At 37.8% G+C, this 26,652-nt stretch carries 31 protein-coding genes; 7 read left to right on the forward strand and 24 right to left on the reverse strand.

Annotated features, from left to right (window positions below; all coding sequences use genetic code 11):
- Positions 1–37 precede the first annotated feature (37 nt).
- The 8 genes from SAY88_RS12715 to SAY88_RS12750 form a co-directional block, all read right to left on the reverse strand.
- Positions 38–1,957 (reverse strand): stage V sporulation protein D, encoded by a 1,920-nt coding sequence (locus SAY88_RS12715; protein ID WP_332632199.1) that lies wholly within the window; start codon positions 1,955–1,957, stop codon positions 38–40.
- Between the two features lie 160 nt (positions 1,958–2,117).
- Positions 2,118–4,304 (reverse strand): penicillin-binding protein, encoded by a 2,187-nt coding sequence (locus tag SAY88_RS12720; RefSeq protein WP_332632200.1) that lies wholly within the window; start codon positions 4,302–4,304, stop codon positions 2,118–2,120.
- Between the two features lie 130 nt (positions 4,305–4,434).
- On the reverse strand, positions 4,435–4,782 hold the full coding sequence (ftsL, locus tag SAY88_RS12725) for a cell division protein FtsL (RefSeq protein WP_332632268.1): 348 nt from the start codon (positions 4,780–4,782) through the stop codon (positions 4,435–4,437).
- 19 nt (positions 4,783–4,801) lie between these two features.
- Positions 4,802–5,734: a 16S rRNA (cytosine(1402)-N(4))-methyltransferase RsmH gene (gene rsmH, locus SAY88_RS12730; RefSeq protein WP_332632201.1), complete on the reverse strand. Its 933-nt coding sequence runs from the start codon at positions 5,732–5,734 to the stop codon at positions 4,802–4,804.
- 23 nt (positions 5,735–5,757) lie between these two features.
- Positions 5,758–6,189 carry a division/cell wall cluster transcriptional repressor MraZ gene (gene mraZ / locus SAY88_RS12735; protein WP_332632202.1) on the reverse strand — a complete coding sequence of 144 codons (432 nt, stop codon included), beginning with the start codon at positions 6,187–6,189 and terminating at the stop codon, positions 5,758–5,760.
- Between the two features lie 153 nt (positions 6,190–6,342).
- Positions 6,343–7,974, reverse strand: a complete 1,632-nt coding sequence (gene bshC, locus SAY88_RS12740) for a bacillithiol biosynthesis cysteine-adding enzyme BshC (RefSeq protein ID WP_332632203.1) — start codon at positions 7,972–7,974, stop codon at positions 6,343–6,345.
- 82 nt (positions 7,975–8,056) lie between these two features.
- Positions 8,057–8,437, reverse strand: a complete 381-nt coding sequence (locus tag SAY88_RS12745) for a DUF3397 domain-containing protein (protein ID WP_250095282.1) — start codon at positions 8,435–8,437, stop codon at positions 8,057–8,059.
- Complete coding sequence (locus SAY88_RS12750) at positions 8,434–9,360, reverse strand: 2-dehydropantoate 2-reductase (protein ID WP_332632204.1); 927 nt, start codon at positions 9,358–9,360, stop codon at positions 8,434–8,436. The genes SAY88_RS12745 and SAY88_RS12750 overlap by 4 nt, the downstream gene beginning before the upstream one ends.
- Positions 9,361–9,540: 180 nt before the next feature.
- On the opposite strand from SAY88_RS12750, the gene SAY88_RS12755 reads away from it, so the two are divergent.
- Positions 9,541–10,059 carry an N-acetyltransferase gene (locus SAY88_RS12755; protein ID WP_332632205.1) on the forward strand — a complete coding sequence of 173 codons (519 nt, stop codon included), beginning with the start codon at positions 9,541–9,543 and terminating at the stop codon, positions 10,057–10,059.
- A 144-nt stretch (positions 10,060–10,203) separates the two neighbouring features.
- On the opposite strand, the gene SAY88_RS12760 is transcribed toward SAY88_RS12755, so the two are convergent.
- The 4 genes from SAY88_RS12760 to SAY88_RS12775 all read right to left on the reverse strand — a co-directional run bounded on the left by SAY88_RS12760 (position 10,204) and on the right by SAY88_RS12775 (position 12,646).
- Positions 10,204–10,788 (reverse strand): RsfA family transcriptional regulator, encoded by a 585-nt coding sequence (locus tag SAY88_RS12760; RefSeq protein ID WP_332632206.1) that lies wholly within the window; start codon positions 10,786–10,788, stop codon positions 10,204–10,206.
- Positions 10,789–10,949: 161 nt separating this feature from the next.
- Entirely contained in the window at positions 10,950–11,720 is a 771-nt protein-coding gene (locus tag SAY88_RS12765) for an enoyl-CoA hydratase/isomerase family protein (RefSeq protein WP_332632207.1), read from the reverse strand.
- A 137-nt stretch (positions 11,721–11,857) separates the two neighbouring features.
- Complete coding sequence (gene rpmF / locus SAY88_RS12770) at positions 11,858–12,031, reverse strand: 50S ribosomal protein L32 (protein ID WP_034627262.1); 174 nt, start codon at positions 12,029–12,031, stop codon at positions 11,858–11,860.
- A 99-nt stretch (positions 12,032–12,130) separates the two neighbouring features.
- Positions 12,131–12,646: a YceD family protein gene (locus SAY88_RS12775; protein WP_332632208.1), complete on the reverse strand. Its 516-nt coding sequence runs from the start codon at positions 12,644–12,646 to the stop codon at positions 12,131–12,133.
- Between the two features lie 233 nt (positions 12,647–12,879).
- Between SAY88_RS12775 and SAY88_RS12780 the strand changes: the two genes are divergently transcribed.
- Positions 12,880–14,091, forward strand: a complete 1,212-nt coding sequence (locus tag SAY88_RS12780; protein WP_332632209.1) for a nucleotidyltransferase — start codon at positions 12,880–12,882, stop codon at positions 14,089–14,091.
- 182 nt (positions 14,092–14,273) lie between these two features.
- On the opposite strand, the gene SAY88_RS12785 is transcribed toward SAY88_RS12780, so the two are convergent.
- Positions 14,274–15,314 carry a SepM family pheromone-processing serine protease gene (locus SAY88_RS12785; protein ID WP_332632210.1) on the reverse strand — a complete coding sequence of 347 codons (1,041 nt, stop codon included), beginning with the start codon at positions 15,312–15,314 and terminating at the stop codon, positions 14,274–14,276.
- A complete protein-coding gene (locus SAY88_RS12790) occupies positions 15,295–16,104 on the reverse strand; it encodes a patatin-like phospholipase family protein (protein WP_332632211.1) in 810 nt (269 codons plus the stop codon). Before SAY88_RS12790 ends, SAY88_RS12785 begins: the two co-directional genes overlap by 20 nt.
- Positions 16,105–16,232: 128 nt before the next feature.
- On the opposite strand from SAY88_RS12790, the gene ylbJ reads away from it, so the two are divergent.
- Entirely contained in the window at positions 16,233–17,459 is a 1,227-nt protein-coding gene (gene ylbJ / locus SAY88_RS12795; protein WP_332632212.1) for a sporulation integral membrane protein YlbJ, read from the forward strand.
- A gap of 87 nt (positions 17,460–17,546) precedes the next feature.
- On the opposite strand, the gene coaD is transcribed toward ylbJ, so the two are convergent.
- Positions 17,547–18,026 (reverse strand): pantetheine-phosphate adenylyltransferase, encoded by a 480-nt coding sequence (coaD, locus tag SAY88_RS12800; protein ID WP_332632213.1) that lies wholly within the window; start codon positions 18,024–18,026, stop codon positions 17,547–17,549.
- Positions 18,023–18,592 carry a 16S rRNA (guanine(966)-N(2))-methyltransferase RsmD gene (rsmD, locus tag SAY88_RS12805; RefSeq protein WP_332632214.1) on the reverse strand — a complete coding sequence of 190 codons (570 nt, stop codon included), beginning with the start codon at positions 18,590–18,592 and terminating at the stop codon, positions 18,023–18,025. Before rsmD ends, coaD begins: the two co-directional genes overlap by 4 nt.
- A 374-nt stretch (positions 18,593–18,966) precedes the next feature.
- Between rsmD and SAY88_RS12810 the strand changes: the two genes are divergently transcribed.
- Positions 18,967–19,356, forward strand: a complete 390-nt coding sequence (locus tag SAY88_RS12810; protein ID WP_332632215.1) for a DUF7147 family protein — start codon at positions 18,967–18,969, stop codon at positions 19,354–19,356.
- A gap of 99 nt (positions 19,357–19,455) precedes the next feature.
- Here SAY88_RS12810 and SAY88_RS12815 read toward each other — a convergent pair whose 3' ends face one another.
- Together SAY88_RS12815 and SAY88_RS12820 are read right to left on the reverse strand one after the other, a co-directional pair.
- Entirely contained in the window at positions 19,456–20,196 is a 741-nt protein-coding gene (locus SAY88_RS12815; RefSeq protein ID WP_332632216.1) for an MFS transporter, read from the reverse strand.
- Positions 20,197–20,338: 142 nt separating this feature from the next.
- On the reverse strand, positions 20,339–20,617 hold the full coding sequence (locus SAY88_RS12820) for a YlbG family protein (RefSeq protein ID WP_332632217.1): 279 nt from the start codon (positions 20,615–20,617) through the stop codon (positions 20,339–20,341).
- Between the two features lie 140 nt (positions 20,618–20,757).
- Here SAY88_RS12820 and SAY88_RS12825 point away from each other — a divergent pair, with 140 nt between their 5' ends.
- Positions 20,758–21,081 (forward strand): hypothetical protein, encoded by a 324-nt coding sequence (locus SAY88_RS12825; protein ID WP_332632218.1) that lies wholly within the window; start codon positions 20,758–20,760, stop codon positions 21,079–21,081.
- Between the two features lie 63 nt (positions 21,082–21,144).
- On the opposite strand, the gene SAY88_RS12830 is transcribed toward SAY88_RS12825, so the two are convergent.
- Both SAY88_RS12830 and uvsE read right to left on the reverse strand, forming a co-directional pair.
- Positions 21,145–21,585 carry a YlbF/YmcA family competence regulator gene (locus SAY88_RS12830; RefSeq protein ID WP_332632219.1) on the reverse strand — a complete coding sequence of 147 codons (441 nt, stop codon included), beginning with the start codon at positions 21,583–21,585 and terminating at the stop codon, positions 21,145–21,147.
- Positions 21,586–21,626: 41 nt separating this feature from the next.
- Positions 21,627–22,616, reverse strand: a complete 990-nt coding sequence (uvsE, locus tag SAY88_RS12835; RefSeq protein WP_332632220.1) for a UV DNA damage repair endonuclease UvsE — start codon at positions 22,614–22,616, stop codon at positions 21,627–21,629.
- Positions 22,617–22,691: 75 nt separating this feature from the next.
- Between uvsE and SAY88_RS12840 the strand changes: the two genes are divergently transcribed.
- Positions 22,692–23,465: an ATP-grasp domain-containing protein gene (locus SAY88_RS12840; RefSeq protein WP_332632221.1), complete on the forward strand. Its 774-nt coding sequence runs from the start codon at positions 22,692–22,694 to the stop codon at positions 23,463–23,465.
- On the opposite strand, the gene SAY88_RS12845 is transcribed toward SAY88_RS12840, so the two are convergent.
- From SAY88_RS12845 to SAY88_RS12860, 4 genes are all read right to left on the reverse strand, one after another.
- A complete protein-coding gene (locus SAY88_RS12845) occupies positions 23,452–23,898 on the reverse strand; it encodes a hypothetical protein (RefSeq protein ID WP_332632222.1) in 447 nt (148 codons plus the stop codon). The two genes, SAY88_RS12840 and SAY88_RS12845, sit on opposite strands and share 14 nt — an antisense overlap.
- 91 nt (positions 23,899–23,989) lie before the next feature.
- Entirely contained in the window at positions 23,990–24,253 is a 264-nt protein-coding gene (locus tag SAY88_RS12850) for a YlbE-like family protein (RefSeq protein ID WP_332632223.1), read from the reverse strand.
- Between the two features lie 24 nt (positions 24,254–24,277).
- Entirely contained in the window at positions 24,278–24,706 is a 429-nt protein-coding gene (locus tag SAY88_RS12855; RefSeq protein ID WP_332632224.1) for a YlbD family protein, read from the reverse strand.
- A 234-nt stretch (positions 24,707–24,940) separates the two neighbouring features.
- Entirely contained in the window at positions 24,941–26,014 is a 1,074-nt protein-coding gene (locus SAY88_RS12860) for a CAP domain-containing protein (protein ID WP_332632225.1), read from the reverse strand.
- Between the two features lie 272 nt (positions 26,015–26,286).
- Here SAY88_RS12860 and SAY88_RS12865 point away from each other — a divergent pair, with 272 nt between their 5' ends.
- Positions 26,287–26,637, forward strand: coding sequence for a YugN family protein (locus SAY88_RS12865; protein WP_332632226.1), 351 nt, complete (start codon positions 26,287–26,289; stop codon positions 26,635–26,637).
- Positions 26,638–26,652: the final 15 nt, after the last annotated feature.

Genomic DNA, 26,652 nt, shown 5'->3' on the forward strand with positions numbered 1-26,652 from the left:
ATGTGCAAACACTTTAATTATTTTAGACGTTTTGTCCTTATTTGTCACCCATATAAAGTCGGATTGTTGAACCTTCTTCTACTTTTACTCCAGGTTCTGGAGATTGAGCAAGTACATAATTTCCTTCTCCATCTGCATCGACCTTCAACTCATAATAGGATTCATTAAGTTCACGCATTGTACGTCCGACTAAATCGGGAACTTCTATTAAAGGAGTATCTGTCCACGTCATTTCCTTTTCAATTTGACCATCACGTTTTTCTACCCCCATCGCAAGCAAACTATCTCCAATAATGTTACCGACAATAGGAGCTGCTACAATCCCCCCAAATTGAAGTGTATCTTTTGGATTATCAATGGCAACGTATACGACAATTTGCGGATCATCTGCAGGAGCAAATCCAATAAAAGAGACAATGTGGTTATTTTCTAAATAGCGACCGTCCTTTGCTTTTTGAGCAGTTCCCGTTTTTCCGCCAACTCTGTAACCATCAATATATGCTCCTTTACCAGACCCAAGTGCCACAACATGCTCTAATGCATATCGAACTTCTTTTGACGTTTCTTCAGAGACTACTCTTCTCTTAAGAATTGGGGATTGCTGATCAACTACTTCATTTGTTAGAGGATCAACCCATTCTTTTGCTAAATAAGGTTGATATAAATAGCCACCGTTGATAGCTGCTGAAACAGCAGCTACTTGTTGTATTGGCGTCACCGCTACCCCTTGACCAAATGCGGTTGTGGCTTGTTCGAGCGGGCCAACACGGTCTCTATTAAATAGAATTCCGGTCCCTTCCCCTTGTAAATCGATACCAGTTTTCTCACCAAAGCCAAAATCATCAATGTAATCAAACAGACGATCCTTACCGAGACGCTCACCAAGCACAACGAACCCAGGGTTACATGAATTCTGAACGACTTCTAAAAATGTTTGATGACCATGGCCACCTTTTTTCCAACATCTGAGATTCCTACCAGCCACTTCAATATAACCAGGATCATTAAATGTATCTTTTTCTAAGTCTACTTCTCCTTCTTCTAGAGCTGCTGCCAATGTAATAATCTTAAATGTTGAACCCGGCTCATATTGCATCCAAACAGGTTTGTTTTGGTTATAGATTTCCGGAGGAACGTCACGGAAGTTCTCTGGATTATAATGAGGTCTACTACTCATCCCTAACACTTCTCCTGTGTTAGGATTCATTGCAATCGCAATAGCACCATCTGGATTATAAGTAGCTTCTGCAATATCCAATTCTCGTTCCATAATCGTTTGTACTTGACTATCGATTGTCAAACGTAAATCTAGTCCATTCACTGGAGCAGTATATTCGTCTGCTAAGTTAGGCATGCGGTTCCCTTTTGCTGTGGAAAAGAACGATACGTAACCACTGTCTCCTTTTAAGTTATCGTCATAATATAACTCCAACCCTGTTAACCCTTGGTTGTCAATTCCAGCAAAACCAAGTACGTGAGATAAGTAACTTCCAAACGGATAATGCCTTTTACTATCCTCGGCAATATACACTCCAGCTAAACGTAATGACCTTACCTCACTTGCTTTCTCTTTCGTTACTTTTCTTCCTTCAGGATTAATCCTAACAATTGATTCATTTTTTGTGACATATTCATAAGCTTTCTTATGATCCATATTCAAAACCGAAGCTAGTTTCTCAGCTGTATCAACAGGATCTTTCACTTGCCTAGGGACAACCAGAATAGATGGAGCACTAACATTTGTTGCTAGAACTACATCATTCCGATCTCTAATCTCCCCTCTTTTTGCTTCAAAAGGGACATCTCTACTCCATGAATCTTCTGCTCGGTCTGTTAACCAATCTCCAAGTGCAAATTGGACGTAACCGAGTCTTAATGCAATGATAAAGAATACAGCCAGTCCAAAAAACAATACAAGGATTAGTCGTTTTCTTACTGTTACGTTAGAAACTCGCACCGTAATACCTCCCGCATACATTCGTTTCAAATGCCTATAACTTTGAAAAGGCTTAGTTAGAATTCACCTTTTTCTGTGATCATCATTATAGCTAGGCTTGTTTTAAACGTATGCTTGTACACGGTTGGTTAGAACAAGTGCGAGTCGCTTAGTTTATTTCTTATTCTCCAGTCTGTTCAACTTCTTCTTCTACAGGCTCTCTATTTTCAGTGTAGGGAGCTAGCTCCACAACAATGTATTCTCCTTTTTCAATCAGTGTCCCGGGCTCAATACTCTGAGTTTGGACATATCCTCTTCCGAAGAACGTAGGATTAAGTCCCATCACTTGAGCAAAACGTCTGACATCCCGATTCGACCACCCTGTTAAGTCAGGCATCGAAACCGTCTCACTATCCGTACGTAAAAACAATCGCTCACCTTCTAACATTCCTTTATTTGCTAGAGGCTGTTGCGCTACTATTTCCGAGCCATCCCCAAGTATAGTAAGGTCAATCCCTTCCTCTTCTATGCTTTCTTTTACAGCAGAAGTAGACTGGCCAACATAATTTTCAGTTTTAAAACCGGTCTCTGTTTCCTCCACGATTTCATCTACTGTCGGGGATATATTTAAGTATTGTAAACTATGTTTCATAATCGTATTAAAGATCATTGAAGTCGGCGCTGCCCCAGACTCATCTAACCCAATTTTAGGTCGGTCCACTGCAACATAAACAATAACACGAGGATCCTCTTTAGGTGCCATTCCTAAAAATGAAAAGATATTTTCACCATGCCCCTGAATATAACCTCTTGCATTCGGATTGTTAATTTGAGCAGTTCCTGTTTTTCCAATCACATCAAAGCCTTCTAAATAGTAAGGATGCCCTGTACCGGCAGAATTTGTTACTACCCCTTCGAGTAGGTCCTTAACTTGGTCGGCTGTTTCTTTAGAAATTGGTTCGCCAACCACTTCAGGCTCATTTTTTTGAACAACTGTATTCTGATTCGGTTCGATAATTCGATCGATAATATACGGTTTCATCATCTTGCCGCCATTTGCAATGGCAGTTGCCGCTTGAATTTGTTGGATCGGTGTCACTGCACTCCCTTGTCCAAAAGCTGTTGTTGCCGCATCAACCCTGCCACTTTTCGCTAATAAACTATCAGCTTCATTAGGTAAATCAATCCCGGTTTTTTGATCAAAACCAAATTTTGTCAAGTATTCATACAACTTCTCCGAGCCTAGCTTTTCAAGTACTAATTTAGCCATAGCAACATTAGAAGATCGATAAAATCCTTCATCAAAAGAAATCGAGCCCCAACCACGTGCTTCATTATGATCTCCAATTCTTCGATCAGCTACTTCAATTGTGCCAGATTGATATTGTTCCTGACCGTTATATACCCCTTCTTCAATGGCAGCTGCAACAGTAAACATCTTCATTGTTGAACCAGGTTCATAACGGTCAGATACAGCGTAATTTAAGTAATTAGTTATTTGTTCATAATGATTCGGATTGAAACTTGGTCGGTTACTCATCCCAAGTATTTCTCCTGTCTTAGGATCTGCAACAATTGCAATCATTTTTTCAGGACTGTATTGTTCCTCGACTTGAGTCATGACCTGTTCAAGCGCTGTTTGAATATTTGAATCCAAAGTTAAATAAATGTCGTGCCCATTTTTAGCAGCTGTTATCGATTCATTAGGATTTAATAAGGGAAATCCTTTACGATCTCTTTGATAACTAATGGATCCGTCATCAGCTTTCATAATTTCATCGAAGATAAGCTCTAGTCCCATTCGAGCTTCACCTGTATTACGTTCTGTAAAACCAATGACATGAGAGGCATATGTTTGCTTCGGATAGTATCGTCTAGATTCTTCCCGAAAATAAATTCCGTCCAATTCCAATTCGCGAATATTTGTTACTTGCTCATACGTTAAATGCCTTGCGCCTGCTCCTAATTCAATTTGAAACTTCCCTTGAGACTGGGCATTAGTAAAGGCTCTAGCAAGATCCTGTTCATTTATGTTTATATGTGGAGCAAGAAGGCTTGCCGTTTCTTCGGCGTCAACTACATAACTTTGATAATTTTGGTCTAAAACAGCATAAACCGTATATGAATTTACTTCTTGCGCAACCGGACTACCTGTGCGATCAAAAATTGTACCACGAACACCTTCGATCACTTCCGTTTTAGTCCAACGCTCTTCTCCAAGAGCTCGTAAATTTTGTCCGTCTATTTCTTGAGTTGATTGAATATAAATAATTCGACCAAGTAATATGGCAAATAATAGTAATACAATGCCAAGTAATAGTACAGCTCTCTTGTTTGTGACAGATCTTTTAATTTCCAAGCTTTTCACCTCATTTTCTACTATACATAAGGTGTTCGGCAAATACATCGACCCAAATTATGCCAATTCAGTAAAAAACCAGCTCATAGCTGGAGGGTAGGAAAAAGGTTGACCTTTTCACTACCCTCCATTTGCTAAACTAGTTTTGCACAACTTTCACCTTATTATCATCTAAAGACATTCCTAGTTGTTCTGAAGCAATATGTAAAATACGATCTGGCGCACTTAATTCTACAACTTGTAAAGATAGTCCTTCATTTACTTGTTTCTGTTGACTAATGGTTTGCTCTAGTCGATAATTCTCTTGATTCATTGTATAAAGAGAAGCGAAATTATTTACCATGAAAGCAAGAACGATAAATGATACGAAAGCAATTAACCCGACGATCGCCTTTTCGCCTATAGTGATAGGGTTACGGACATGACGGATTCTTTTTTTCGGCTGAATTTGTGGTTGATGTTGCTCTTGAATCTTACGTGCTACCATACTCAAATCTCATTCCCCCTTAACGTTTTTCTGCCACCCGTAGCTTTGCAGAACGTGAACGATTATTATTTTCTAACTCCTCGGTTGAAGCTACAATCGGTTTTCTTGTAATTAGCTTCAAAATCGGCTCATACCCTTCTGGAATAACAGGCATCCCTGGTGGTAAATCTGGGCCTTTGCTTTTTTCTTTAAAAACTTCTTTACATAATCGATCCTCTAGTGAGTGAAATGTAATAACTGAAATGCGGCCTCCTTTGGCTAAAAGAGAAATAGCATCCTCTAACGCTTCTTCAAAAGCCCCTAATTCATCGTTAACTGCAATCCTAATGGCTTGAAATGTTCGTTTAGCTGGGTGTCCGCCTGTCCTTCTTGCAGGTGCAGGTATTGCATCCTTTATAATCTCAACCAGTGCACCTGTTGTTTCAATCTTTGCCTTTTCTCTCTGTGACTCAATCTTTCTTGCAATTTGCTTAGCAAATTTCTCTTCTCCATACCTTGAAATAATTTTTACAAGGCGCTCAAAAGACCAGTCATTGACAACATGATAGGCTGTTAATTCAGCAGTCTGGTCCATCCTCATATCAAGAGGAGCATCTTGGTGATAACTAAATCCCCGCTCAGCCTCGTCTAGCTGTGGACTAGAAACACCTAGATCAAATAATATCCCATCAACTTTCGTAACTCCAAACTTAGCTAACTCACGTTTGAGATGTCTAAAGTTGCTTCTGATTAAAGTCACTTTCCCCTCATAAGGTCGTAATTGGTCTTTCGCATGAGCAAGTGCTTTATCATCTTGATCAAATGCATAAAGATGCCCATCCTCTGTTAGTTGTGCGGCTATAAGAGATGAATGTCCCGCACCACCTAATGTACAGTCGACATATATTCCATTAGGTTTAATAGCTAAACCATCGACTGATTCTTGTTTTAAAACTGTCACATGATGAAACATCCCACTACCTCCAAAACGGACGACTAAAAATCAAAATCCACAATATTTTCAGCAATTTCACTAAATGATTCTTCTGATTCAGCAAAATATTCTTCCCAAATTGATTTACTCCAAATTTCCACTCTGTTTGAAACACCAATGACAACACACTCTTTATCAAGCTTGGCATATTCCCTTAGAGGTGAAGCTATGTTTACTCTTCCCTGCTTGTCCAATTCACATTCAGTTGCACCAGAAAAGAAAAAACGAGTGAAAGCACGTGCATCTTTTTTCGTAAAGGGTAGGGTTTTCAACTTGTTCTCTAGCTTACTCCATTCATTCTGTGGATAAACGAACAAACAGCGATCTAGACCTCGGGTCACAATAAAAGAAGAGCCTAAACTATCCCGAAATTTAGCCGGGACAATCATGCGACCTTTCTCATCTACGTTATGGCGATATTCTCCCATAAACATCGCGAACCCAACTCCCCCCACTTACTACCCTTAAGTTACCACATTCCTCCACTTTGCACCACACTAAATTTTCAATTTATCCACACAAAAAAAATCCTGCCCTTTGGCAGGATTTTATTTATCCACATTTCGACGGAAAATCATTACATGAATTTACAAATACACAACTTTATGAATGTGATTAACTGACATATCTGTTGACATCAATCGCCTGAATCCATCTTCACCAATGACATTCATCAACAAAATTGGATGAAATACACGTTCTTGCGGTCGATTTAATGGCGCTAGCCAGAAACCCGTTTCCGTAAATTTCGCAAGTGTATGATCATGACTTTGTCGAACGAAATTTTTCATCTTTTTTCTCATAAAATCAATTTGATTTTCTATAATTGCTAAGTTTTTCTCGCTTAGCTTAGCTATTGTCGGATCCATTTCTTTCGCTAAATCACGCAAAGGCTTGTGATCAGAAAGGAGTTTGCCCCTTACTTGTTCAATCACATCCTCAACAGGGTATTCTGTTACTTCCTCTAACCAAGATTCCCGTAGTTCTTCCATTGTCCCTAATAAAAACGGTTCTAGTTCATACCTTGTCTCTACCAGCCACTTTTGTACAGCAGGCGGAATAAATGTTAGCTGAATCCGAGGAATGACAGGAGGCATTTTCACCTTAAAATGAGTGAATACGTGTTTTAAAGTAGCCCAATAACGTAATTCACCTGGCCCCGATATGAAAGCTAATACAGGCAGAAGCCACTCTTGCATCAATGGCCTTGTTACAACATTATTACTAAATCTTTCTGGATGCTCCTGCAAAAGTGTGAGTAACTGATCCTTTGAAAAGGTAGTCTCAGTTCCTTTTACACGAAACAAGCTTCGATCATAATCTAATCTTTTTCTCTCGCCCTCTACTTCTAGGAAAAGGTGAGCATTGTGTTCGTCGGTCAGAATCGGTTCGCCGTAACCAACATCCGCAAAAGCTTTGGCACCTTTTTGCTGCGCGTTTTGAACATGTTCCACTTCGAGAATTAACTTTTTGAAATACTCAATTTCCATCTTTCGAATACCAGGGTCATGAGCATCTAATAATAACAACCCTTCTTTTCCAAAAAACCAGTTCATCACACATCTAAAAAAATCAACAAATGTAGTGGATTTATCCAAGAACGTAGCAAGTCTTTCCCACAAGTATGTCGTATGTGCTGTTTCAGGAAATGAAGCAAAGAGTTCTTTTAGCCATTTATTCATTTCATCTTTATTAATTAATAAAGATGAAGCAGATGAAGCAGACGAAGCTTGATTGGTATCATTATATAGATGCTTTTTCCAGCTCCCTTTTTTTCCTTTATAAACAAATCGAATCTCATCAACATCATGATCTTCTCCAGCTATCCAAAAAATAGGAACAACAGGGACCTTAAGCTTTTCTTCCTGTTGCTTCGCCAAAATAATAATGGACATCGCCTTATATACAGTGTAGAGCGGTCCTGTTAATAACCCAGCCTGCTGTCCTCCTACCACGACAACTGAATTGGGTTTCCTTAATTTTTCAATTTGAGTTCGAGCTTGATCTACGTCTTCTAATGAAGTATGAACTCCTATTAAATAATCTGCTAACTCTTCTCGTTTATAAGACCTTGTTAACAGGTTATCCACTCTTTTTTTATATTTTTCTTCGTCGTTATATGTATAATCAAAAAATTGCTCAGTCAAACAACTGCCGCTTACATAATCATTCATAAAGCCAGTCTTTGATATTAGGTCGATTTCTCTAACTTCCAACATGTATAGACGTCCCTTCGTATCACTAAATTCATCTTCATCATAGCAAAGTATTAGCCAGCTACCAAGTGTTACGACCTATCTTTCAACTAAATATTCTTGCTAGCAATCCATAGCCACTTAATAAAACGTAAATAATAACGAAGGTCAGAAAGTTAAACCTCCATATTCCTTTAAATAATTTAATCGTTTGGATATCTCCTGAAACCCTCCATTGAATCCAAGTAACTACTAACGCGATAAAAAAGAAAATGGCTAAGATAATCCATAAGAACGACTGGGCCCAAATTTCAATCATAATAAAGTATACAGCGATCATAAATAGCAAGGTTGTCCAATCAGAAGCACGGCGCATTGATTTAGATTTGTTTTTGGAAATTTTTACAGAAGTAATATAAATCATATACCACCCTAGTAAAGGGATCGTCACAATCGTAGCAATGACGAACGCTACCAGTTCAGTCATAAATTAGCCTCCCCTAACTTATTTTCTTTCTCTATTCCTTTGATCGCTTCAAACAGGAAGTTTAAAATAGGCATAGTCATTTGTTTTCTGGCAGCTTGCCGTAGTAAATAGCCTACAATACTATCTATTTCTGTTTTACGTTTATTTTCCAAATCTGATAACATAGACGAGCGATTGGCTCCTGTTTCTTTACTTATGTGACAGACATACTCCCACATTTGTTCTTTGTTTCTAACATCGACAACCTCCATTATTTCTAAAAAAACTTGTTTTAATATAGAGTAATAATGGGGGTTCTGAAGAAGTTCACCATTTCGGATGCCAAAAAGTGCAGTTAGCGGATTAATACAAGCATTTACAACTAATTTATGTTGTAACATAGGCTTCCACATAGGCTCGTATTTGGCTTGGAACTTTTCATCTCTTGTTTCTTGAAACACCGCTTCTACCGTTGAGCCATGTTTTCGAACATAACTCCATCTAATTTGCCCTACACCCGTATGTTGAACCGTATAATCATTTGTCCGCCTCGCTCCATGTTCAACTACTCCTACAGCAATCTCAGGAACTGAAATTGTCGAAAACAACTCTGTATGCGCCATTCCATTCTGTAAAAATAGAATCGAAGAAATAGTAAGCTTTGAAGCTTCGATCGTTTTTAATACTTGTTCAACCTGATAAGATTTAACTGTAACGATTAATAAGTCGATTATTTGTTCATGTTCCAGCGTTGAAATACTTTCTACAGTCACATGAATCATCTCACTATTTCCATCCTGATGTAAAAGATGAAGTCCTTTTTCTTCAATAAATTCAGCCTGTTTTATACGATTTGTAACTAATAAGGTAGAGCGCCATTGTTTAGTAAGATAGAATGCCGTGAGCATTCCAATTGAACCAGAGCCTAATACCACTACTTTCACTTGTAATTACTCCTCTTTTTTATGAAATTGTACCATATTCTCAAGTAAAACTTACAAGATAAAATAATCTGATTATTAAAACATTTATTTATTTATTAAAAAAATAAGCAAATACAAACGTTTTCACTCTGAATTGTAGTAAAATAAAATAGAGATCTGAACATTAAGGAGGAGATCAATATGTATGATTATGAAGTTAAGCGTTTACTTGTCAATTATAAAACATTAGAAGAGTTTAAAAACTTCCGCGAATACGGTTCTGCGGAGCTTTCTATGAAGGGCGATCTAGAATCAAATATTATTGAAAATGACAGCGAGTCTCCTTTTTATGGCATTTATTTCGGAAAAAAGCTTGTTGCGAGAATGAGCTTGTATCGTATTAATGGAAAATACGACCGCTATTTCAACCCACCTCAAGACTATTTAGAACTTTGGAAATTAGAGGTATTAGAGGCTTACAGGAAGCAAGGTTATGGTGAATCATTAGTCCAGTTTGCCAAGTCGTTTAAATTACCAATTAAGACAAATGCCAGACAAGGGTCAGCAAACTTTTGGGAACATATGGGTTTTGAAGCTGCAACATACGATGTATCAAGAGACCGCGGTGAGAGCCCATACGTGTGGTATCCTGAAGGAGTAAAAGAGCAAGTAGCTAAGAAAGAACCGGTTCATATTGAGAACGAAGAGGATTTAACGTAAGTAAGATGGAAGGGGTGTCGCAAAGGTCAAAAACAGACCTATTAAGACACACCCTTTTTTATTTTCTAATTCCTGAATATCAAAAAAAGAAATACACACATGTTTCTGTTATGTGTGCATTTCTCTTTTAATTGATGCTTCCTATTAAATAGATAATTTTCTCGCCCGATCCATAATAGACAATAACGCACGATAATCTTCTGCCATCACTTTCTTTTCTGCCTTAACCTTATTAAGTTCTTCTCGTAACTGAGCATTCTCATGTTTCAACTGCTCAATATCCTCGGATGGAATTCGCTCTTTCATATTTTCATGATAATCTGTTAAAAAAGAAAGAACTGCCTCCATTGTAAGCTCGGACGAAACGGTCTCTTTCTTTTCGGGCTTTTCTTTTTTTATTTCCAGTTTTTCTTTCTTCTTTTCTTTTGTTATCGTCGCAACAGGCTCGACTATTTCCTCGCTAGCTTCATTTACCCATTCTGTTGTATCAAGCTGCTGTTTTTTTCCTTTTGAGCGTTGCTTCTTTGCTAATGCAACGGCAGATTCATATTTTTTTCGAATGGCTGAGTTCCATCTAAATCCACAAGCTGCACTCGTTCTAGACAAGCGTTCCCCAACTTCTTCAAAAGCAGCAAGCTGTGTACTTCCCTCTCTTATATGTCTAAGAACAACCTCAGCTAAAATTAAATCTTCATCTGTACTCCATGCATCTTGGCGAATCGTTGTCATAGAATCCCTCCTTAGAGTCTCATTTACTTATACATATGCATCTACTAGAGTAGAAAGACTCATTATTAGTAAAAAGATATTCTCTTTTGTTTTTACCAGATAGATTTCGTTCTATTAGTCAATTATTGCCGAAATGCCAAGATCTATTCAGAAATCTAGCACTAGATGTTTTTAGATCTTTGCAAGAAAGCACGAACAGCTTCGTGATGCTCTTCTGTTTCCCACAATTTCGCACACTCCCTTATTTCTTTTTGCATATTCATATGTATTCGTTCTTGATTAATCCGATCCATGAATCTACGCTTATATGCTTGTAATACCATTTGGCTTTTACTCAAAAATGGTGCTGCATAGTCCATGACACCGTCTTCAAATGAGTCCTTCGTTATCACTTTCTGTACAAATCCGTTCCTTAAAAGTTCTCCGGCTGAATACATCTGAGCTGATAGTAACATTTGCAACGCTTCAGATTTTGCCATACGCTCTAATAGTAGTGTTCCTCCACCCCAACCCGTTGTAATCGCTAAGTTAGCTTGTACGAAGCCGACCCTGATATGAGGCGCTGCAATTCGTAGATCACAGGCTGAAGCAAGCTCTGCCCCTCCACCAACGGCCGTACCATTCAAAGCTGCTATCGTTATTTTGGGAAAAAAGGCAATTCTCTCTAATATTACTCCCATTCTCTTCAACATGCTTCCGGCGTCTTCTTCATTCATGATATGTTGAAAGACCGATAAATCACCTCCAGAGCAAAAAGATTTCTTACCTACCCCACTTATAATAACAACTTTACTTTCATCACCTTCAGCAATTGTTAATAACTCATCTAGTTCTTCCATCACTTCGAAGTTCACAGCATTCCTAATTTCTTCACGATTTATTCGAATCCAAGTTACACCATTTTCATTCTGTTCTAGTTGTACATTAGCCATTAAATCACTCCTTACAAAAAATAACACACTTATGACTGCATAATATAATGGAACTTTGCCATTTCTTATTTCTTTAGATACGTTTTTCCGCCAAAAAAGACGAAGAGAAAACTCTTCGTCTTTTTGTTCTTATTAAATTATTTGCTAACCACATCTTGGCCTTTGTAAGAGCCACACTCTTTACAAACACGGTGAGCAAGTTTTAATTCTCCACACTCAGGACATTTAGTCATACCAGGTACTGCTAACTTGTAGTGAGTACGACGCTTATTTTTGCGAGTTTTAGATGTTCTTCTAAATGGTACTGCCATCATTCCCACCTCCTTAAAAAATCTATAAAATCCAACTGCACCCAAGATTAGTTGGTTATATGAAATGAAGGCCCGAACGTTGCCGGTGCTTCGACTTTCCTATTCTTTCTCAAAAAACTTTGCCAAATCAGCTAATCTTGGATCGACACGGTTGCTATGCTCTTCCTCTGTTACAATACCCCAGTCTTTCCCTGTAGGAGGTGCTAGACGTTCTGCTTCTGTATCAGCGTAAACTTGAATCGGAATCTCAAGTAAAATACGCTCCTTAATGACCGGAAGTAGATCAATTATTTCCCCTTCAAAAAAATTAATTTCATCATGATCAACATCTGCCGTAACATAATCACTTGTTGGATGGAAGTGCTCAACAACATGAAGATCAATTGGGAATTTTACATCAGCTAATGTTCTTACACAAGGAAGAATTAATTCACCTGTAATCTCAAGCTGAAATGTAATCATGGAACCAGTATAGTTAACTTCTCCCTTAACATGAAATGGAGAAACTGATCTGATATCTTGATTTAGCTCTTTTAAGCTGGATACATCAATATCTTCTTCAAATGTAAATGGTTTGCGCTTAGCAACAGTTAATTGCTGTAATGACCATTTCATTTCTGATCACCTCTAAGACAACAAAATTAAGTATAGCTCTACACCAATTGAATGTCAACCTTTTTTCTTTACACTATAGTTGAGTACATGAGATTTAGAACTTGTACTTGTTTTAAGCATGACGTTTATTGTAGCATGACATAAAAGAAGAGTAAAGAAGCACTAGGATTTTTCTAGTTAACAAATATACTGATCATTTGTAAAGTCAATATAAAAAGGAGACGTGAAAAAGAGTGAAAGCTGTCGGTATTGTTGTTGAATATAATCCTTTTCATAATGGACATCTCTTTCAAGCTGAACAAGCCCGAAAATTGACAGGTGCAGACGTAGTAATAGTAGTAATGAGCGGTACTTTCTTACAACGAGGAGAGCCTGCCATTGTTTCAAAGTGGTATCGGGCTCAAATGGCTCTAACTGCCGGAGTTGATTTAGTTATTGAGCTCCCATATATGTATTCTACCCAGAAAGCCGAAATATTTGCTAATGGTGCAATTTCATTATTAGCAGAAATGGGCGTAGAATTTATTAATTTCGGAAGTGAGTCAGGAGACATTGAGGACTTTGAAAATCTACATACGTTTATGAAATCTCATCAAACAACATTTGATCAACTCGTAAAAGCCAAAATGAAGCTTGGGCTAAGTTATCCTCGAGCAACTTCGGAGGCATTCTGCCAGTTAGAACCTGACTCATCGATTCTAACTTTAACCGAACCTAATAATATTCTCGGTTTCCATTATATAAAAGCAATCTCAGAACAAGGACACAAAATAAAGGCAACTACAACATTGCGCAAGCAAGCACATTACCATGACAGAAATATTACTCAAAAAAGGATTGCAAGTGCTACAAGCATTCGCCAAGCCATTGCAAACGGGCAATCAAATGAAGTCAAACATGTCATGCCAGAAACGTCCTATCGCCTTATTAAGGACTATAAGGAAGCGTTTTCCCTTCTTCATACATGGGAACATTATTATAACTTATTGCAATATAAGATACTCTCTACTCCACTTAACGATTTAGGTCTAATCTACGAATGTGAGGAGGGACTAGAATATAGGATGAAACAAGCCAGCAAGCTTTCAAGTTCCTTTGCTGAATGGATGGAATACATGAAAACGAAACGTTACACCTGGACAAGATTACAACGTCTTGCAACACATGTGTTAACAAATACGACAAAAGCAGAAATGAAGGAAGTCCTCTCTTTAAAGCCTCAATACATCCGTTTATTAGGTATGAATCAAATTGGACAAAGCTATTTAAACCAAACAAAAAAACAACGTGCTCTTCCCCTTATTACAAAGCCTGCCAAATTGGAAGGAACCATTGCAGATATTGAAGAAAGGGTTACAAACGTTTATCTTGCTCCACTTGATACAAAACGCAGGACGAAACAAATAAGAGAAGAAATAACCAGACCGCCAATTCTAATTCAATGAAAGAGGATGTCTAAAAAGGTCCGTTCTTTGACCTTTTTAGACATCCTCGAAGCAATGAGCTAAACCGTCGCAATCTTTTAAGGCTGTTATGAGTGGGGTTCTCATACCAGCCGCGCGACGAGTGTGCCATTGCTATTCTCTCAAAAGGTCCGTTCTTTGACCTTTTGAGACATCCTCGGCAATTACGATTTTTCCGGGAGTGACTGTAAGAAGGTAAGTGCTTCATCGAACGTATCGATGGCAATGATTTGCATATCTGTTCCGATATCTTCAGCTGCTTCCTTTGCCTCAGCAAAATTAGAATTACTTGCACCTCCTTCATTCGGTGCAAAGAAATAATCTGCCCCAGCTTTATCAGCAGCAACCACTTTTTGACCAGCCCCCCCGATTCGGCCTACCATTCCTTCTTCATTGATCGTTCCGGTGCCTGCTACATTATAGCCTTTTGTAATATCCCCTTCAACTAATTGATTATAAATTTCTAATGAAAACATTAAACCTGCTGATGGTCCCCCAATTTGGCTCGTATCTATGGTCACCTCTGGGTCAAATGTTACCTCCCTATCAGTAACTGGAGCTGAAATCCCAATACCCACTCTTCCAGCAGGTGCATTCATATCTTCAGGAAAAGGAGAAAAACCAACTTCTATAACCGCTTCTTGTCCTTCACGTACTACTGTTAAATCAACTGTGTTCGTCACATTCATTCCTTGAAGTTGATTAATTAATTGTTCTGATGTAATAACTGGTTCGCCGTCTACAGCGATGATATGATCCCCTATTTGCAAGACATCATAGGCTGGCATTCCTTCAATCAAAGATGTTACTAATACTCCTTTATGTTCATACTCCACAAACTTCCCAGCTGCCTCATAAGCAACAATTTTGGCAATTTCTTGTGATCCCGTCATTGCTATTAATTGACGGTGCTGATATTCTTCATCCGTTTCCCCTTCAAACCGAAGCTGTTCCTCCGGATAAATCATACGATAAGGGCTTAAATGGGCCCACCCATAAAAGAAAAGGTTTGCTTTCCCCATTTGAACTGTCGTTAGCATAAAAGATCCTTCTTCTTCTGTAAATCCTCCATCAACGGAAATGACTTCATCTAACACTTTTGCTCCACCAGGTTGTGAATAGTAATATGGTAACTGATAAAATTGCAGAAATAGCAATACAGCGATGAGGAAAATCCACCTTTTTTTAATCATTGACCCTTTCATCTTCGTTCTCCTTCCATTGTTCAATGCACCTTTTTATTTCAGCTAATTTTTCTCTAGTTGCTTCTTCTCCTCGCTCGATTAAAGCTTCCACTTCAGAAAAGTCTAGAGAACTAGAATGCTTTACAATTGGCCGAATCATAACCGAACTATCAAATTCCTGTACACGAACCATTTCACGAGCCATGATATCCATACTTTGCATAATTACATCGTATACGGTATACAGTTCAGGCTCTGTTCGAAAATAAGAAACATCAACTGCTATTGTAACATCCGCACCCATTTCTTTCACTACTGAAACAGGGACACGATCAATTACCCCTCCATCTACTAATAGGCGGTCATCTATTTTCTCAGGTACAAATATTCCCGGTATTGATATACTTGCTCTTACAGCTGCTGCTACATCGCCCTTTTTAAGTACAACTCTTTCCCCATTTTTTATATCTGTAGCTACAACAGCGACCGGGGGGTTTAGCTCTTCTAATTTTTTATTTTTTGCCAACATCCTTATAACCTCTTTTGCTTTTATACCTGCTACAAATCCAAGTTTAGGAACGACAAAATCAATAAAATATTTCCTTCGAAATAATGTTGCAAATTGTTCTAGGTTATCAGGTGACTGACCAACTCCATACAAGCTTCCGACAAGAGCCCCCATACTGCTACCAGCAATAAAATCAATAGGAATATTTTCTTTTTCTAATACTTTCAGTACACCAATATGGGCAAAACCCCGAGCCCCGCCAGAACCAAGCGCAAGACCGATTTTTGGTCGTTGTTTCGCCATTCCTATCCTCTCCTTACTTTTTTTACCTGACTCAATCTAAATCATATGGTCTATTACGAGCTTGTATACGTATAGTTATATTATGGACAGGTTGGTTTGGATGTTACGCAAAAGGAGGCAGCTATACAATGCAATTATCAATGATAAAAACACTTACACTCGCTCTAATGAGCATTTTATTAGCAGCCTCGCTAATGATATTTCCACAAGAAGCACTAGAAGGATCCATTCGTGGTCTACAAATTTGGTGGGACGTTGTCTTCCCTTCTCTTTTGCCCTTTTTCATTGTTTCAGAACTTTTAATTGGATTTGGAGTTGTAACATTCATTGGGGTGTTGCTTGAACCTCTAATGCGTCCACTATTTAGAGTACCGGGAGTTGGTGGATTTGTATGGGCAATGGGACTTGCATCTGGAAACCCAGCAGGGGCGAAAATAACGGCGAGACTTCGTCAAGAAAAAAAATTGTCAAGGATTGAAGCAGAGCGTCTTGTCTGTTTCACAAGTTCGGCAAACCCACTTTTTATTTTTGGAGCTATTGCTGTCGGCTTCTTTCACAATGCCGCACTTGGTATTGTACTTGCCCTTGCTCATTATTTAGGTAATATCTTTGTTGGACTAATCATGCGTTTTCACGGTCGTGAAGAAGAGGCAGCTAGCCCCCCTCAGAAACCGAAAGTAAGCGGATTAATGACTGCATTTAAAATGCTCCATGAAGAACGTATTAAAGACGGCCGTCCAATTGGAAAATTACTTGGAGATGCCGTACAATCATCCGTTAAAACGCTGCTTATGATCGGTGGTTTTATTATTTTATTTTCAGTTTTAAATAAAATATTAAGCCTTGTTGGAGTTGTTGCTTTACTCGGATCATTCTTTTCTGTCGTCCTAACTTTCTTTCACTTACCAAGTGATTTGAATTCCTCCATTATCTCGGGTCTTTTCGAAATGACTCTTGGAGCGCAAATGGCAAGTGAAACGACTTCTGTTGGGTTGCTCGAACAAGTAATTGTCTCAAGCTTTATCCTAGCATTCAGCGGCTTTTCCATACAAGCACAAGTAGCAAGTATTCTTGCTGAAACAGATATTCGCTTTAAACCATTTTTTATATCTAGATTGATCCATGGGTTCTTCGCGGCATTCCTTGTCTTTTTATTGTGGCACCCATTCTACATTAATCAAAAAACTACAGGAGACCAGTGGCAAGCCATCCCTGTTTTCTTACGGGAACAATCGAGTTCTTGGTTCTACTCAACTTGGAAAATGGTCACAGAGTACGGTCCTTTGTTTACATTAATTATGCTTATACTGTTTATCTTACTAACAGCTAAAAAAGCTTTATCTAACGCTGAATGAACTAAACAAAAGCAGGCCGCAATACATCTTCATAAAATAGCCAAAGGGTGATGCAAAAGGTAAAACCTTTTTTCATCACCCTTCTCTCTACTTAAATTTCGTTTTGAGCGCTTCTGCCACAACATCTGGAACAATATCTGAAACATCTGCATTGTATTTTGCTACTTCTTTGACAATACTTGAGCTTAAATAAGAATAATGATTGTTCGTCATCATGAAAAACGTTTCAATATCAGGACCTAATTTCTTATTTATTGATGCGGCTTGCATCTCATATTCAAAATCAGATACAGCACGCAAACCACGAATAATCGTATTTGCCTTTTTTTCTTTCACATAATCAATTAATAAACCATTAAATGAATCAACCTCAACGTTTTTAAGGTCCTTTGTTGCTTCGTAAAGCAATGAGACGCGTTCCTCTACTGTAAACATAGGCTGTTTATTTCGATTGTGAAGAACCGCCACAATTACTTTATCAAACACTGAAGCCCCACGCGTAATAATATCAAGGTGACCTAATGTCACCGGATCAAAACTACCTGGGCAAACCGCAATACTTGTCATGTCCCCACCTCTTTCTTTTCATTGGTAAATATAGAAATAGTCGTATCGCCATACGTTTCAGACCTACTTTTTCTACCCGAACCTATTACTTCTGGTAAATTAACTGTCGTAGCATGCTCACAAACAATAACGCCACTTTGTTCAAGAAGCTGATAGTCAAGGATAATACTTATTTCATTTACGATGTTTTGTTTAGCGTATGGTGGATCTAAAAAGATGACCGAAAAGGCCATTTCTCTTTTTATTAAAGCTTTAAGAGCTCGACTTGCATCATTTCGATATACTTCTGAGCGCTCCTCGAATTGACATTGTTGCAAATTCTGCTTAATAGTCTCAATTGCTTTTTTATTTTGATCAACAAAAATCGTTTTATTTACGCCACGACTAATCGCTTCAATCCCTAAACCTCCGCTGCCGGCATATAAATCAAGTGCTAGCCCCCCTGAGAAATATGGACCTATCATATTAAAAATTGATTCTTTCACTTTGTCTGTTGTTGGCCTTGTTGACGATCCGGGAACCGCTTTTAACGGTAATCCTCTTTTTTCTCCTGATATAACTCTCACAATATCTCATCCTCTTCTACCTTGTTACCTTAATTATTTCAAAAGTATCATACGATTATCATTTAGACAAACAAATCAGAGGAAAAATCCAGAGAAAATATGTGAAATTTTTCTATTCCTGCACGTATGGAAAATCGAAACTCGGGTCATACTTCAACTAGTAGCACTTATTGTGTTGCTACAACCGCGGAGAAGGCTTACGTTTCCCCATAAGTTCTTCCTCCGGTTTCTCCTCTCCCATAGCCTCATGGCATACATAAGTATGTGTATGGGCACCTCGCAAGGTTTCCTTGCGAGGATTTTTTTTACTCGACATGTTCCGTGAATCATGCTACATTTTCATTCATACATACTTAAGAAAGAGGTCATTGATCATGATTCAACGATTTATTCTTTTAGGAGAAGGGTACAATGATTTATATGAATTGTTAGAGCTCGCAAGGTCGAACCCATCTAGAATTCATATGCTCTTACGACTCGATACAGTATTTGAGAAAAAAGAGAAAAGCTCCCTCGTTCTCATTTTAAGACCTGCTTCCCCCGGTAAGATGATGCCATTGTATTTATGCTTGGAAGGAATACATAATCCCGAAATTCAATCGTCAGAACGCTATCGATTATTCGAACAATTATCTCAGGAATTAGATAGGTCTATTTATAGATTAAAAGTGAAATCTTCTCATGAATTTGAGGATGTGGAGCTATATTATCAATACCTGATTGGAGTTCTTCGAATGAACCGATATATTCCCCCGCTTAACTAAATAAGCTATTATACGTAGCCATAGATAGAGTTAGAACCATTTATTCATCACAACCCGTAAAACGGAATTTTCTTATTCCATTATACGGGTCTATCTATATTAAGGATGTGATGCTGCATTATCTGCTTCTTTTCTTGATTTCTCTTTATAGAAAACCTCATTGGCATTTGGCAATACTTTTATTTTCACAATCATAACATTAATAAGTAAAACAAGTGCGCAAACAAAAAATAATCCTTTATTCCCTACTCCTGACACAACGAGACCACCTAGTATTGGACCTAACATCGTTCCCAGATACATAGCACTATTTGAGAATCCATAAGTTCTGCTTTCCATACCCTCTGGTGCATGTAGACGAATTAGTGTATTTACAGCCGGTAATACCCTACCTAAACATAAGCCAATAAGAAAACGTAAACATATTAATTGCCAAATATCAGTTACAAATGCTTGCAGAATTGAAAATAATGCTACTCCAAGCATAGAATAGATTAAAACATGCTGCGCACCTTTCTTATCACTTAATTTCCCTAATTGAGGGGAAGTAAGCATATTTGCAAACCCCATCACCGAAATGGCTAAACCTGCATAGACAGCAACCGTTGTAGGAGACGTTAACTCTTCTACAAACAAAGATAAGAGAGGATTAACCCCCATGACAGCAAATTGTATTAAGAAAATTACGACATAAAGTGATAGAACTGGCTTCTTTTTTATAATGAACTTGAACTCAGCAACTGTACTTGATTTCTCTTGTGCATTAACTGGAGAGAATTGCTCTTTGACAAAGAGGAGGACAACAAATGTTGCGAGAAGAATACACGAAAGTCGAAACATTCAACATCGATTATGCATCTTATCTGTGCCTATGACTATACTTTTTAAATAAAAGATCTCTCTATCTCCGTTTTTATCCAATTATGTGTAAATAAAAAAACGACTCTGTAAAAGCCGCAAACAGCTTCTATACAGAATCGTTCTATATCCCCATTTTATAATCATATTCCTTTGCTTTATCGGGTTTTGCGTTTTGAAATTCTGTCTCGATAAAAGGACGCATCGAAGGTTTCACATCACGTACAAAGGGAAATGCTTGTAATTTCTTGATTGTCTCATCAACTTTTTCTTGATCACAATAAAAAACAACATATTTCATTTTTTTCGAGACATAATGGACATTACCAAACCGTCGCAGTTGTCTAGCAAATTTAAGTGACGTTAGCCAAACTGCCACTCCTTGCCGCTTTGAACCTAGCATAAATTTTTTCTCCTCCTAAAGAGTATACTCTTTAATTAGTCTAGCACGTTCGTAACGTTCCAGCAATAGAAGTAGTTGTCATAATTAAACATGAAGATTATCTTAGTACTACGTAGTGTTCATTTAGAGGGGGAAAGAAAATGGACCTTGAAATAATTTGGAATTCATTTATAGAAAAGTTACAAAAAGACGAGTGCATTCAATCAATTCAGAGAAAGAAGTTTGGTGGTCTCCCTTTTGTTTATATTGACTTAGAAAAACCAATTAGTAAACTTCAGTTAGATCACCTGCTCACACGCTTTTCTAAAGAAGCAATGCAAGGAAAACGTCTCAGTTGTGACATCTCTTTTGTTCGGATGCAAAAGAAAGCATTTGTTTACCACATTCGCTTTAAAGTACCTCAAGAAAAACTTTTCTGTTGTGGAAACGGATGTACAGATTGTGTACGGCACAAAAAAGTATAGCCACGTATCAACCTTTTCTTCTACCTAAAAAACGAGGGAGAAGCTGACGCTTCTCCCCTCGTTTTAACTGCAGCCACAACCGCCGCCTGTACTACATCCACCACTACATGACATATTGTCAAAAAATGGATTACCAGTTGGGACCTTTATCGTATCTGAAACAGCCCTAGCAACAATCTCGCTAATTTCGTTCAACAGAGATTCTAGCTCGCGTTCTGCCTTCTTGAAAACAGAGACGGCTTCAGTTAAATCAACCTCTCGTTTCACTTGCCTAATGTCTTTTGAAACTTTATCGTAATCTGGGTGATATTTCCCAAAGCGTTGTACTTCTTCATATTGATCCTTTAGTTGATTAAACTTGCGAATTCTCTCTTGCGCATTAGGGTCTGCTTGCAGCTCTTTCTTTGCTAGCATATATTGCTGATATACATCAGACTTTATAATAGCTTGACCAAGTTCACTAGCTTCGTCAATCAACTCGTATGTTGATATAGTTGCGAGCATACTCACACCTCCTAGCAATCATTATAACACGTTCTTATCAATTAAGATAATGGTGTGCTATTGATCATAATAGAAGAAGGATTCTGAACTTGTATACTTTTTATTTGAGACAACTCTTCGGATAACTTTAATAGAGCTTTATCTTTTTGTTTCGCTTCGATCATAACATCCACTTGATCAACCGTACCTGATATTAATTGCAAAAAATCATAGAACCTTTGAACATCGATGAAATCATGATGCTTTCTATCATCTTTTCCATTTTTCGGACTTGAAATATGGATTTTAATTGGCAAAGGGCTATGTTTCCACGTCTGCACGACTCGCTCCCACAATGCAAGAAGATCGGTTGATTCATGTAATACATCAAAATGGTGAAGGTCTAGGATAACAGGTATATGTAACTTTTCTCCAATGTATAACACGTCTTCAAGAGGGTAATTCATATCATCATTTTCTAACATAATCATCTCCTGAATGACTGTTGGAATCTTCCCAAAGTTTTCAATGAATTGTTCTAACCCCTCTTCTCTTCCAGCTTTCTTACCACCAACATGTAAAACACAACGATGTACATGAGAGAACCCCATGCCCTTTATTAATTTATAATGCATGATAAGTGTCCGTAATGATTGTTGTAATATTTCTTTAGAATTATTATTTAGCACGACAAAATGATCCGGGTGAAAATCGACTCTCATGTTTTCTTTCTTTATAAATTCACCTATCTGTTTTAATAATGGTGCCAATGCTTTCTCATATCTCCATCCTTCGGTTAACGGATGATTTGCAAGTGGAACGAGACGAGATGATAAACGAAAAAAAGAAATATCGTGAGCTTTATTGTGCTTTAACAATCGAAAGCAATTGTTTAAATTGGATGAAGCAATCCGTTCCAACTTTCGAATTCCAGCTTCCTGGTCTGAAATTTGTTCAAATTGCCTCACCGTCATCGTTTGGGAAGGAGAAGCATTTGAGAGTACTACACTCATTGCTACATACCCTAGACGAACCTTAAAAGTTTTATCCATGATTGACTTCCCTCCTGACTTTGTCTATAATTCACTCGTCTTGTTTAATTGAATAAAAGAAGGTGAGTCGAATAAATGAAGATTGTAACATTTAACCCATTTCGAACAATTGGTATGCCCGGCATTCAGTATGTGAAGCCTGAGCGTATGTTCGACGAACGCGAAAAAATTGCTAATGCAGACGTTTGTTTATTTCCAGAAAATTGGCAAGTGAATGCACTTGTGTACGGTATGAAAAAAGCTATTTTTCCAAGTATTCAATCCATTCAAATGGGCTTTAATAAAATTGAAGTTACCCGTGCTCTATGGAGTGTGTGCCCTGATCATGTTCCGCGAACGGTAATTTTAGGTCGTAATCACGATAATATTAATCGGGTTTTCGCAGAATTTCCTTTTCCTTTTGTTGCAAAAGAAATCCGTAATTCAATGGGTAAAGGTGTATTTTTAATTGAAAATCATAAGCAATTTAGTGAATATGCCGAAAACAATCCATATTTCTATGTACAGGAGTACTTACCAATTGACCGAGATTTACGTGTTTGCTTTGTTGGAGATGATGTTGCATTAGCTTATTGGCGAATTAATGATCATAATACGTTCCGAAACAATGTAGCACAAGGTGCCCGAATTTCTTTTGAGAATATTCCTGAAGAAGCGCTTGATCTTGTACGAACAACGGCTAGAAATTTAGGTGTCAACCATGCTGGATTTGATGTCATTTCCGTTGGTGGAAAATATTATTTCCTTGAATTTAATACTCTTTTTGGCAATCAAGGTTTTCAACAATTAGGAGTATCAATTGAACAAACAATCTATAATTACCTACAAAAAACAGTCAATCTATCGTAACTACAAATGTCTCTTCAAGTTCATATGGCGAACGGTCATTTTTCACAACAACGACTCGTATTTCATATTCACCTGAAGGAATGCCCTCAATAAGGAAGGCTGATTCATAAAGAGTATCAACATGCTCATCGTTTATATAAAGTCGGATATGCCCTTCTCCATCTTGATGAAGTGCTCCGGCTTTTTCTTGATTAAACGAGAAGTGATTAACAAAACACTCTACGAACAAATCATTTTGCCTAACTTCATGATAGACATTTAATTCTCTTTTTCCACCTATTTGCACTCGAACAACGCCCGTATTTTGCAAAGGGACAATATGTAAACCTTTAAGGTCGTTTTTTTCAGCGATGTCTGTATTTGCACTTACAGTAGGTGAGAAGTTTATGATTAGAAAAAGAACACACACTAAAACAGTTACAGATTTCAACATTTCCCTGCTCCTCCTATATTTTGTCACCTTTATCGTCTCACTTCCTTCGATCTTCTATTCGCTTCGTTAGGCATAAAAAAAGACCTGTCATCTATTGAACAGGCCCTTGTGAATCACCAACAGTTGATTGCCCCATTTTTAACATTTCCATCATCATCATGACAAGCCCAAGAGAATTTTGAACCCTTTCTACCCGTTGAGGAAGTGTACGTCCGTAAAATTGGTTGGCCTCCTTTTCTAAGGTTGGGAATTGACTCGGATCTCTTGACAATTTGCGATACCAATTAGGATGCTGCCTTATATATTGGCGTAGCTCAGGGCGTTCATAAAGCATTTGTTGAACCTCAGCTCTCAAACTAATCTCCTCCTATACAATCAATTAGTCACGCCGAAATGAAAATGGATGGTCATGTTGCCTTTGATGTGGTGGATTAGAAGGCTTCTGAAATGATTGAATGACATTTTGAACATTAGACAGTACCGAACTAAATTGCGTAAGGTGGTACTGAAGGTCATCGACATTCATACGTTTGATAAGTCCCATAATCTGTCCAAGGGTATCACTTGCACTTTTGGATGACTTTTCATTCTCTACACTTTCTTCAGTTTCTGCCTTCGCACCATTTTTAGAAGGGGTTGTTTCATAATTTTCCCATTGCTCATGTTCACTGCCTAATACGCTCCATTCTTCAAAAAGTTCTTGAAGCGTTTTTCTTTTTTCTTTTACTTCCTTCAATAAGTGCGGGTTAGACTTCATGAATTGTTTAAATTCTTCAACAGAAGGATGCAAACCCTGTCTAGATTCCATCTCCTTCGTCCTCCTTTTTCTCTTCTTTATAAATAGTTTACACAGGTGCCCAGTCCAACGTTCGCGAAAAAAATCACCTTATTAGTTATTTGCTACAATATAGGAAATAAGAAGGGGTTGTTCTAAAAGGTCTTTTTTGACCTTCTAAAACAACCCCCCAAAAATGAGTAACTACCTCTTTAAAAGCATAAAAGAACGATTTTCTCTTCCCATAGTCAGTAGACAACAAAAGATTCACAGTTGCCAAGGAGTCAAGAAATTTTGGGTATAGTGCTCTCTAAATACCCCTACGCCCAAATGCGTAAATTCTTCATGAAGTAGATTTAAACGGTGCCCTTCACTATTTAACCATCCTTCAACTGAAGCCAAACCATCAACATATTTAGCCGCAATATTTTCTCCAGCTAACATAAAGGGAACACCTTCACGATCAAACCTATCCGCTACCTCTCCGTAGCTAGGTGAGGTGTGTGAAAAATACTCACTCTCACTCATATCTTTACTGTGTAAATAAGCAACTCTAGACACATTTTCTTCCCATTCAAATGGCTCTAAGCCATGTCTAGTTCGAATAATATTCGTAAAGTCAAAAATTTGTTTTGCATTCCCTTCTTCAATCCGAGCCCACTGATCCTCAGAAAAAGTTGGGCGTTCTGGAGGTGTTCCTCGGTAAGAAACGGAATAAGGTCTCTGTTTTATGAGAACATCCTTTTCTAGAATACGCATACTCGATAATTCATCTGTATGCGTGTCAAAATAAAATTGGACCCACACATCTTCAATCTGACCAAGTGGTCTCATCTTTAAATCTTCATTTGTTAATTCAAATTGATACATTCCTCCATCACTTGATATTACATCTACTTTTTCTTTAAATTGTAATAACTCATTTATTTCATCATACGTCTGCCCTAAAGAAAGAGATTCTCCTCGTATGTTACCTGTTAGAAAGACTGTAACAACCTCCCCCTTTTCTATCCCTATTTGCATATACGAATTATTTGAAAGTGGATAAATCCACCAGTCATACCCGTATGCCGATAAATCAATGCGCGTCGGTTCACCAAATTCATTTTTTATTTCTTCATCTGTCAAACCTATAAAACGCTCATGGCCTGCAAAAGACAATGAATCTTCTTCCTCTGTTTGTGTTACGATTGAGGAGACTTCCTCAGCAGCTAACGTCTCTTCCTCATAGGGTTCTGTCTGCTGAAACCATTCTGAAATTTGATCCTCATATACGTTCTCAAAAAGAACGATGGAAACAAATAGCAAAATGGTTCCTGCTATCATATTTTTTTTCTTCATATATTCCCCTCTCTCTCAAATTAAAAAGATCTTGTATTCCATTGTTAACAACAAATGTAATAGTCACACACTCTTTAATATCCTTTACAAAAAATTCGCAGTGCACCTTGTCATATCCTTTCACTAACTATGTAAGGTTGTGTCGCTTCCAACACCAATACTGTCGAAGAAATTTTATCCATAAAACATTCATGATTAATTGATTGCAACTGAAGAGTTTTCATACTATCATAAGTAGAGTACATATTTGATGAATTGGAGGCGCATTCGTAGTGAAATTTGAACATATTGAACTTGCAGACAAAGAATTAAAATTTGAAACACTTCGTTACGCTGCGGAATCAATTGGCTTTATTCATGCTGGTCAATGGGATTACCAACGAGTAACATTCGATTACAAAATTATCAATCAAGGAGATGTCTATTACCTTCGTGTTCCTGCATATGCAGTAAAAGGAGATATTCCTAAGGACGACACAATTGTTAAACTTATGACACCTATGCTTGGCAAACACTATTATCCTCATGGTGTTGAATATGAAGGAGAAACATTCCCACAGCCAATTATTGATAAGTGTAATAAAAAACTTGAGTTACTATTAAAAAACATTGAGACAAACTAAAAATAAGACAACGAG

This window comes from Halalkalibacter flavus (genome assembly GCF_036663575.1).
GTDB lineage: Bacteria > Bacillota > Bacilli > Bacillales > Bacillaceae_D > Halalkalibacter > Halalkalibacter flavus.

Bases quoted from the DNA above. Each gene is read 5' to 3' on its own strand.
- ftsL (WP_332632268.1), bottom strand. From the start codon at position 4,782: ATGGTAGCACGTAAGATTCAAGAGCAACATCAACCACAAATTCAGCCG.
- rsmH (WP_332632201.1), bottom strand. From the start codon at position 5,734: ATGTTTCATCATGTGACAGTTTTAAAACAAGAATCAGTCGATGGTTTA.
- mraZ (WP_332632202.1), bottom strand. From the start codon at position 6,189: ATGTTTATGGGAGAATATCGCCATAACGTAGATGAGAAAGGTCGCATG.
- bshC (WP_332632203.1), bottom strand. From the start codon at position 7,974: ATGTTGGAAGTTAGAGAAATCGACCTAATATCAAAGACTGGCTTTATG.
- SAY88_RS12745 (WP_250095282.1), bottom strand. From the start codon at position 8,437: ATGACTGAACTGGTAGCGTTCGTCATTGCTACGATTGTGACGATCCCT.
- SAY88_RS12755 (WP_332632205.1), top strand. From the start codon at position 9,541: ATGTATGATTATGAAGTTAAGCGTTTACTTGTCAATTATAAAACATTA.
- SAY88_RS12760 (WP_332632206.1), bottom strand. From the start codon at position 10,788: ATGACAACGATTCGCCAAGATGCATGGAGTACAGATGAAGATTTAATT.
- SAY88_RS12765 (WP_332632207.1), bottom strand. From the start codon at position 11,720: ATGGCTAATGTACAACTAGAACAGAATGAAAATGGTGTAACTTGGATT.
- rpmF (WP_034627262.1), bottom strand. From the start codon at position 12,031: ATGGCAGTACCATTTAGAAGAACATCTAAAACTCGCAAAAATAAGCGT.
- SAY88_RS12775 (WP_332632208.1), bottom strand. From the start codon at position 12,646: ATGAAATGGTCATTACAGCAATTAACTGTTGCTAAGCGCAAACCATTT.
- SAY88_RS12785 (WP_332632210.1), bottom strand. From the start codon at position 15,314: ATGAAAGGGTCAATGATTAAAAAAAGGTGGATTTTCCTCATCGCTGTA.
- SAY88_RS12790 (WP_332632211.1), bottom strand. From the start codon at position 16,104: ATGGCGAAACAACGACCAAAAATCGGTCTTGCGCTTGGTTCTGGCGGG.
- ylbJ (WP_332632212.1), top strand. From the start codon at position 16,233: ATGCAATTATCAATGATAAAAACACTTACACTCGCTCTAATGAGCATT.
- coaD (WP_332632213.1), bottom strand. From the start codon at position 18,026: ATGACAAGTATTGCGGTTTGCCCAGGTAGTTTTGATCCGGTGACATTA.
- SAY88_RS12810 (WP_332632215.1), top strand. From the start codon at position 18,967: ATGATTCAACGATTTATTCTTTTAGGAGAAGGGTACAATGATTTATAT.
- SAY88_RS12815 (WP_332632216.1), bottom strand. From the start codon at position 20,196: ATGTTTCGACTTTCGTGTATTCTTCTCGCAACATTTGTTGTCCTCCTC.
- SAY88_RS12820 (WP_332632217.1), bottom strand. From the start codon at position 20,617: ATGCTAGGTTCAAAGCGGCAAGGAGTGGCAGTTTGGCTAACGTCACTT.
- SAY88_RS12825 (WP_332632218.1), top strand. From the start codon at position 20,758: ATGGACCTTGAAATAATTTGGAATTCATTTATAGAAAAGTTACAAAAA.
- SAY88_RS12830 (WP_332632219.1), bottom strand. From the start codon at position 21,585: ATGCTCGCAACTATATCAACATACGAGTTGATTGACGAAGCTAGTGAA.
- uvsE (WP_332632220.1), bottom strand. From the start codon at position 22,616: ATGGATAAAACTTTTAAGGTTCGTCTAGGGTATGTAGCAATGAGTGTA.
- SAY88_RS12840 (WP_332632221.1), top strand. From the start codon at position 22,692: ATGAAGATTGTAACATTTAACCCATTTCGAACAATTGGTATGCCCGGC.
- SAY88_RS12845 (WP_332632222.1), bottom strand. From the start codon at position 23,898: ATGTTGAAATCTGTAACTGTTTTAGTGTGTGTTCTTTTTCTAATCATA.
- SAY88_RS12855 (WP_332632224.1), bottom strand. From the start codon at position 24,706: ATGGAATCTAGACAGGGTTTGCATCCTTCTGTTGAAGAATTTAAACAA.
- SAY88_RS12860 (WP_332632225.1), bottom strand. From the start codon at position 26,014: ATGAAGAAAAAAAATATGATAGCAGGAACCATTTTGCTATTTGTTTCC.